The 3,991-nt window shown below is 60.6% G+C and carries 6 protein-coding genes; 3 read left to right on the top strand and 3 right to left on the bottom strand.

Translation table 11 applies throughout. The features are described 5' to 3' along the window. Window positions 1-75: 75 nt before the first annotated feature. On the bottom strand, window positions 76-582 hold the full coding sequence (locus CKO15_RS13220; RefSeq protein WP_200197157.1) for a TonB-dependent receptor plug domain-containing protein: 507 nt from the start codon (window positions 580-582) through the stop codon (window positions 76-78). A 700-nt stretch (window positions 583-1,282) separates the two neighbouring features. Between CKO15_RS13220 and CKO15_RS13215 the strand changes: the two genes are divergently transcribed. From CKO15_RS13215 to CKO15_RS13205, 3 genes are all read left to right on the top strand, one after another. Continuing rightward, window positions 1,283-2,215 (top strand): ABC transporter ATP-binding protein, encoded by a 933-nt coding sequence (locus tag CKO15_RS13215; protein WP_200197158.1) that lies wholly within the window; start codon window positions 1,283-1,285, stop codon window positions 2,213-2,215. A gap of 205 nt (window positions 2,216-2,420) precedes the next feature. Further along, window positions 2,421-2,720 carry a type II toxin-antitoxin system RelE/ParE family toxin gene (locus CKO15_RS13210; RefSeq protein WP_200197155.1) on the top strand — a complete coding sequence of 100 codons (300 nt, stop codon included), beginning with the start codon at window positions 2,421-2,423 and terminating at the stop codon, window positions 2,718-2,720. After that, on the top strand, window positions 2,717-3,022 hold the full coding sequence (locus CKO15_RS13205; RefSeq protein WP_200197153.1) for an addiction module antidote protein: 306 nt from the start codon (window positions 2,717-2,719) through the stop codon (window positions 3,020-3,022). Before CKO15_RS13210 ends, CKO15_RS13205 begins: the two co-directional genes overlap by 4 nt. A gap of 17 nt (window positions 3,023-3,039) precedes the next feature. On the opposite strand, the gene CKO15_RS14265 is transcribed toward CKO15_RS13205, so the two are convergent. Next, on the bottom strand, window positions 3,040-3,576 hold the full coding sequence (locus CKO15_RS14265; RefSeq protein WP_242464799.1) for a hypothetical protein: 537 nt from the start codon (window positions 3,574-3,576) through the stop codon (window positions 3,040-3,042). 242 nt (window positions 3,577-3,818) lie between these two features. Beyond that, entirely contained in the window at window positions 3,819-3,971 is a 153-nt protein-coding gene (locus CKO15_RS14735) for a cytochrome c (RefSeq protein WP_420842150.1), read from the bottom strand. Window positions 3,972-3,991: the final 20 nt, after the last annotated feature.

The raw sequence follows: 3,991 nt of genomic DNA, 5'->3' as shown, positions 1-3,991 counted from the left end.
GCGGCATATTCCAGATCAGAGAAGCTCGATTGCATCGGGGGCGCACTCTCGGTTGTGGGCCAGAGCCGTATTATCTCAACTCCGGACCGACAGCGGAACGGCAGGGCCGGAATAAATCAGTGTCTCCTTAGTGATGATGTTGATAACGCCGCCCAACGCATCCGAACCGTAGAGCACACTCCCTGGTCCCTTCACGATCTCAATGCGCTCAATGCGTCCGGCGGGGATCCGATTGAGTTCGTAGCGGCGACTCGGCTCACCGATGACACGGCGGCCATCGATCAAAATCACTGTATCTTCCCGCGCCGCACCCCGGAGGGCGTGTGAAAAGCCGTCAGGGCTGACGAAGAGGCTCGACTGACTGCGCAGGACTTCGTCGAGCATGGTGGCACCGCTGCGCTCTATCTGCTCAGCAGTGATCACCTCAATGCTGCCAGGGCTCTGTTTGCGCGCCCGCTCGCTGCGGGTCGGCGCCGTTACCGTAACGGGAGTCAGATCGTAAGCCTCCCCACTCGCCGCCACGGCGGGCTGGACATGGACCAAGGCGGTATTGCCGATCAGTACGGCCGCGGTAGCCGCCACGAGCCGGGCAACGGGGTAGCCGCCTCGTGAACGAGCGAAAAACGCGAGTGCAGGTGCGGGGCCGACGGGTCGATTGGCATTTTTACACAGTAATGAATAATAACTGACAAAGCGCAGTCTCATGGCCGTCCTCGGGTTATTCTCGGTTTATTGAGCTTTAGCAAATACGCCTTCTCTGCACAGCGCACACCGTGGTGCACAGAGTGGCTGGCTCACCCGAGGCGGGTTGGCTGGCTCAGCGCTCTGACTGAATGATAATCATTAACAAAGATGTGTCAACTGCCCTCTCCTGATGGCGGGGGCTTGTGATAGCGTAACCTTTGAGCCCTCCGCCGCCCGCGGCACATCAACCACCTGTAAATCAAGCGGACGACCAGTTCTCAGCGGGGTGGAAGGTGAACGCTCAGGTGATAGCAAGCTGGAATGACTAGTCAGGGGGGAAGGAGAAAAAACTAATGGACTATGCCGAAGAACGGCGCCGGCTAGTCGATTAGCTGCGAAAGCAGCTGATCGGGCCTGCGGCACCCGGTACTCTCATCGGCGTCTGGCCGATGGACCGCTACCCCACAGGCAAGCTTTTTCCTGTGATCGTTGGCGAGGGCCTCGATGCCGTCTCACTGGCGGACGAAAATGACGACGACGATACCACCGCGCCGCTTGACAACAGCAATAGCGGCGCTCAGCCGGTTCGGCGTTTGAGCTGCGCCAATGGGGCTTTCTACGGGTCGGTTCGGAGCGCGCGGTCGACGGTGTCAGCTTTACCCTCGATCACAGCGAATCGGCCACCATCGTCGGCGAGAGCGGCTGTGGCAAGAGTTCGCTGGCCCGCACCCTGCTCGGCCTCCGCCGCCCGAGTGCGGACCGCGTCACCTTCGCCGGCACCGATCTAGCGGCGCTGCGCGGCCGTGCCTTGAAGGCGTACCGCGCCGCTGTCGGTTACGTCCAGCAAGACCCCTACGGCGCCCTACCGCCCTTTATGAAGATTCGCCGGATTCTCGAAGAGCCGCTGATCGTTCACAGCGTCGGCACGCGCCGGGAGCGTGAGGAGCGGATCGCCGCCGCACTCGAAGAGGTCGGGCTAGAGCCGGCGCACGAGACGTGGCAGAAGTTTCCCCACCAGCTCAGCGGCGGACAGCAGCAGCGCGTCGTCATCGCCCGCGCCCTGCTGCTGCGCCCGAAGTTGATCATCGCCGATGAGCCGGTCTCGATGCTTGATGCCTCGGTGCGCGCCGAGATCCTCGAACTGCTGCGCACCATTCAGCGCCAGCGCCGCCTCGCGCTGCTCTACATCACCCACGATCTCTCAACCGTGCGCCACTACGCCCACCGCGCCATGGTGATGTACGCCGGGCGCATCGTCGAACAGGGACCGGTCGAACGCCTGCTCGATCGCCCGCACCACCCCTACACCCGCGCCTTGCTCGCCGCCTTAGTCGACCCAGATGCGGCCAACGCCCATCAACTGCGCCCGATCCCGGCCGGTGAGCCACCGAGCCTGCTCCACCCGCCGAGCGGCTGTCGCTTCCATCCGCGCTGCCCAGAGATTATGGTCGGACGCTGCGAGCACTTTGATACGGAGGAGGCGCAGCCACGGCCCGGCCACCGCGTCGCCTGCTGGCTGCACAGTCGCTGAGATTAAAGGCGCGTACTCTCCGGCTTGCGACGCGCTCGGTGATGATAGCTGAGGTTGCCTGACGTTCAGCGTGGCGCTTTCCCTTCCCATCTCAAGTCATACACGGTGACCTGTAGCCTGCTGTGTGATGATTGTCGGCTGTCGTTGGGCATCACCGAACTAACCATGTCTTGCACTTTTGTAGTCTAGGAACTACGTTTAACTCATGTTTGCCATAAAACAGACCGACACCTATCGAAAGTGGGAGCGTAAACTCCGTGATCAACGTGCCAAGGCGCTGATAGCGGCGCGTATCTTTCGGCTGGCCAACGGCTTGCCGGGGGACGTAAAACCGGTAGGGCAAGGTGTCAGTGAGCTGCGTATCCATCACGGTCCTGGGTATCGGGTCTACTTCAAGCAACGCGGTAACGAAATCATTCTCCTTCTGTGCGGCGGCGATAAAACCACCCAACAAGACGATATCGAGACGGCACAACGTCTGGCAACCGAGTGGGAGGCGTCATGAGCGACAAACTATACGACTACGACCCGGCAGCGGCGCTGGAGAGCGAGGAAGCCATCGCGGTATTTCTCACCGATGCGCTGGAAACCGGGGATTCCACCTATATTGCCAAGGCGATGGGTATAGTAGCCCGCGCCAAGGGCATGACAGAGCTAGCCCGTGAAACGGGACTTTCCCGTGAGCAGCTGTATCGTTCCTTCAGTGAGCAAGGTAATCCTACCTTAAAAACCTTGCTCAAGGTCATGCGCGCCTTGGACGTAGACTTAACAGTAACGGCACGCACCCAGAGAGACTCCGCTGCGTAGTGCTGCTGCTCCGAATTTCATACTCGAAAGTGCTCATTCGGTGATTCGCTCTCCGTTGATAGCACCCGGATGTGAGCGAGCGAGCAACTGGAGTCCTGGTTGAGCAGTCCCAACCGGAGGCGCTCAGTCCGTTCCAGCAAGATCGCCTTGACCCGCTTGAACGGGGTGAACCGCTCAATGTCCGGGTCGAACAACCGTGCCAGCACGTTTCGCGCACGTGTGGCGTCGTCGAGTGGTAGCCGGTCGTCCAGCAACCACTCGTACAAGAACCAGATCTGCCGTGTATACGACCCGGTCGGCTGGGACCGAATCCACCCCGAAATTGGCTCCGGCCCGACGACCTGAAAGAGCCGCTTCAGCACAGCGAGGTCGAGCCCCTCGCGCTTGAGCGCAAAGGTCAGGTGGCCCTCAAGGGTCGCCGGTGGACTGTGACGCGGCGTCAGGAGTTCCCAGCCACTCTCTCTGTAAACTCTGTGACGCTCGCCGACAGCCCGCAGCGTACGCGGCCACGGGACCTGCAAATCGTAGGCGTCGATCAGGGCCGCATACCCCACCGGCGTAGCACGCTCGGGCAGCCGGAACTCGCGAAAAACGGTTACGGCCTCTGAAAACCGCTTATTTAAGGCTGCTTCTATGAAAAGAAATTATGATGTAGGTCAGCTTGGGTCAAGGGGGCTTGATCCCCACCTTCACTAGGTTCTTCCGAATTCGCATATCCAACGCCTCTCCTTCCGCCATCTGCAAAGATGCACGGCCAGATTAGCGGCGCTATGCGAATCCCCCAAGGGGGATTCCCTCACTGGTCGTCCGCGGTGACAAACCGGTAGGTAGCATGGCATGCAACACAGCTGTTCTGAATCTGCGCCAACTGTCGCTGCGCCTGCCTAGGGTCGCCTTGTTCTCGAGCGTCGACCGCCAACTGCTGAAAGGCCCGATGCATATCGTGCATCATCTCGCGATAAGCGGTCG

The sequence above is a fragment of the Halorhodospira abdelmalekii genome (genome assembly GCF_016583625.1).
In the GTDB taxonomy this organism is placed as follows: domain Bacteria; phylum Pseudomonadota; class Gammaproteobacteria; order Nitrococcales; family Halorhodospiraceae; genus Halorhodospira; species Halorhodospira abdelmalekii.
The sequence above is the reverse complement of the archived record's forward strand: the minus strand, read 5'-3'. Positions and strand labels throughout refer to the sequence as shown.

Excerpts from the sequence above, each read along its gene's own strand:
- CKO15_RS13205 (WP_200197153.1), top strand. The coding sequence starts at position 2,717 with ATGAGCGACAAACTATACGACTACGACCCGGCAGCGGCGCTGGAGAGC.
- CKO15_RS14735 (WP_420842150.1), bottom strand. The coding sequence starts at position 3,971 with ATGCACGATATGCATCGGGCCTTTCAGCAGTTGGCGGTCGACGCTCGA.
- CKO15_RS13210 (WP_200197155.1), top strand. The coding sequence starts at position 2,421 with ATGTTTGCCATAAAACAGACCGACACCTATCGAAAGTGGGAGCGTAAA.